The organism is Pseudonocardia sp., from assembly GCF_050250275.1.
In the GTDB taxonomy this organism is placed as follows: Bacteria; Actinomycetota; Actinomycetes; order Mycobacteriales; family Pseudonocardiaceae; genus Pseudonocardia.
The window spans coordinates 1-2,972 of sequence record NZ_JBFWOY010000027.1; the positions used below are offsets into that span (position 1 = coordinate 1).

Below are 2,972 nucleotides of genomic sequence, written 5' to 3' on the forward strand. Positions count from 1 at the left end.
TACATGGACTCGATCCCGATGGTGGCGATCACCGGTCAGCAGTCCCGTCCGCTGATCGGCACGGATGCCTTCCAGGAGGCCGACATCACCGGCATCACCATGCCGGTGACCAAGCACAACATGCTGGTGACCGACGCGACGGAGATCCCGCGCGCGATCGCCGAGGCCTTCCACCTGGCGTCGACGGGCCGACCCGGCCCGGTCCTGGTGGACATCCCCAAGGACGTCCTGCAGGAGCACACGACGTTCTCGTGGCCCCCGGAGATGGCTCTGCCCGGCTACCGGCCGACGACCCGGCCGCACGGCAAGCAGATCCGTGAGGCCGCCAAGCTGATGACGTCGGCGTCGCGGCCGGTCCTGTACGTCGGTGGCGGCGTGCTGAAGGCCCAGGCGGCGGAGGAGCTGCTGGAGCTCGCCGAGCTGACGAACATCCCGGTCGTGACGACGCTGATGGCGCGCGGGGCGTTCCCCGACAGCCACCCCCAGCACGTCGGGATGCCCGGCATGCACGGCACGGTCTCGGCCGTCGCCGCGCTGCAGGAGGCCGACCTGCTCGTCGCCCTCGGTTCGCGTTTCGACGACCGCGTCACCGGTCAGCTGTCGTCGTTCGCGCCGCACGCCGCGGTCGTGCACGCCGACATCGACCCGGCGGAGATCTCCAAGAACCGCCGGGCGGACGTGCCGATCGTCGGCGACTGCAAAGAGGTCGTCATCGACCTCCTGGAGGCGGTGCGGGCCGAGCGTGAGGAGGGCACGGCGGACCTCGACGCGTGGTGGGCGCGGCTCAACCAGCTGCGCGAGACCTTTCCGCTGGGCTACGACTGGCCCGACGACGGCTCGCTGTCGCCGCAGTACGTCATCGAGCGGATCGGCGCCATCGCCGGCCCCGACGCCGTGTACGCGGCGGGCGTCGGCCAGCACCAGATGTGGGCGGCGCAGTTCATCAAGTACGAGAAGCCGCGCTCCTGGCTCAACTCCGGCGGCCTGGGGACGATGGGCTTCGCGGTCCCTGCGGCCATGGGCGCCAAGATGGCCCGCCCGGACGACGTCGTGTGGTGCATCGACGGCGACGGCTGCTTCCAGATGACCAACCAGGAGCTCGCCACCTGCGCGATCGAGGGCATCCCGATCAAGGTCGCCGTGATCAACAACGGCAACCTGGGCATGGTCCGGCAGTGGCAGAACCTCTTCTACTCGGAGCGGTACTCCAACACCGACCTCGGCACCCACAAGCACCGCATCCCCGACTTCAAGCTGCTCGCCGAGGCGATGGGCTGCGTCGGGTTGCGTGCCGAGTCCAAGGACGAGGTCGACCGCGTCATCAGGCAGGCCATGGAGATCGACGACCGGCCCGTCGTGATCGACTTCACCGTCGGCGCCGACGCGCAGGTCTGGCCGATGGTCGCGGCCGGCACGTCGAACAACGAGGTCATGGCCGCCCGCGGCATCCGGCCGCTCTTCGAGGGCGACGAGCTCGCGGCGGGCGTCGACGCGATCGACGAGGTCGTCGAGCGGGCGCTCGAGCACGGCGACGACCACGCGGAGAACGGCGGCGACGCGAAGTGATGCACACCCACACGCTGTCGGTCCTCGTCGAGGACAAGCCCGGCGTCCTGGCCCGGGTCTCGGGCCTGTTCTCCCGGCGCGGCTTCAACATCATCTCCCTGGCGGTCGGCCCGACCGAGCAGGAGGGCGTGTCGCGGATGACGATCGTCGTCGCCGTCGAGGACCTGCCGCTGGAGCAGGTGACCAAGCAGCTCAACAAGCTGGTCAACGTCATCAAGATCGTCGAGCTCGACCCGGGTGCCTCGGTGCAGCGCGAGCTGCTGCTGGTCAAGGTCCGGGCCGACGCCGCCGTCCGCAGCCAGGTGCTCGAGGCCGCCGAGCTGTTCCGGGCCAAGGTCGTCGACGTGGCGCCCGAGGCGCTCACCATCGAGGCCACCGGCACCGTCGACAAGCTCGCTGCGCTGCTTCGGATCCTGGAGCCGTACGGCATCCGCGAGATGGTCAAGTCGGGGATGGTCGCGGTCGGCCGCGGACCCCGGTCCATCACCGCCGCCGCGGTCCGTTAGAGACTTGCCCGAACCCACCCTCGGAGAGGACGTACCACCCGTCATGAGCGTGAACATCTACTACGACGACGACGCCGACCTGTCGATCATCCAGGGCCGCAAGGTCGCCGTGATCGGCTACGGCTCCCAGGGGCACGCGCACGCACTGTCGCTGCGTGACTCCGGCGTCGAGGTGAAGATCGGGCTGCCCGAGGGGTCGAAGAGCCGGCAGAAGGCCGCGGACGAGGGCCTGGAGGTGCTCACCCCCGCCGAGGCGTCGGCGTGGGCCGACCTCATCATGATCCTGGCGCCGGACACGAAGCAGCGCTTCATCTACGCCGAGGACATCGCGCCCAACCTGAAGAGCGGCGACGCCATCTTCTTCGGGCACGGCTTCAACATCCGCTACGACCTCATCAAGCCGCCGGCCGACGTCGACGTCGCCATGGTCGCCCCGAAGGGCCCGGGCCACCTCGTCCGCCGCCAGTTCGTCGACGGCAAGGGTGTCCCCGCGCTCATCGCCGTGGAGCAGGACGCCACCGGCAACGCCAAGGCGCTCGCCCTCTCCTACGCGGCCGGGATCGGCGGCGCCCGCGCGGGCGTCATCGAGACCACCTTCAAGGAGGAGACCGAGACCGACCTGTTCGGTGAGCAGGCCGTCCTCTGCGGTGGCGCGGCCGCCCTGGTCCAGACCGGTTTCGAGGTGCTCACCGAGGCGGGCTACGCCCCGGAGATCGCCTACTTCGAGTGCCTGCACGAGCTCAAGCTGATCGTCGACCTCATGTACGAGGGCGGCATCGCCAACGAGCGCTTCTCCATCTCCGACACCGCCGAGTACGGCGACCTCACCCGTGGTCCGCGCGTCGTCAACGCCGCGACCAAGGAGGAGATGAAGAAGATCCTCGCCGAGATCCAGGACGG

General features: G+C 69.5%; 3 protein-coding genes. All 3 read left to right on the plus strand.

Going from position 1 to position 2,972, the window contains the following annotated elements; all coding sequences use genetic code 11:
- A partial coding sequence (locus tag AB7F12_RS22525) for an acetolactate synthase large subunit (protein WP_428516827.1) occupies positions 1 to 1,566 on the plus strand: 1,566 nt, incomplete at its 5' end.
- Positions 1,566 to 2,072, plus strand: a complete 507-nt coding sequence (gene ilvN / locus AB7F12_RS22530) for an acetolactate synthase small subunit (protein ID WP_296142890.1) — start codon at positions 1,566 to 1,568, stop codon at positions 2,070 to 2,072. The genes AB7F12_RS22525 and ilvN, both read left to right, overlap by 1 nt.
- Before the next feature lie 43 nt (positions 2,073 to 2,115).
- Positions 2,116 to 2,972, plus strand: an 857-nt coding sequence (ilvC, locus tag AB7F12_RS22535; protein ID WP_428516824.1) for a ketol-acid reductoisomerase, incomplete at its 3' end; no start/stop codon positions are given.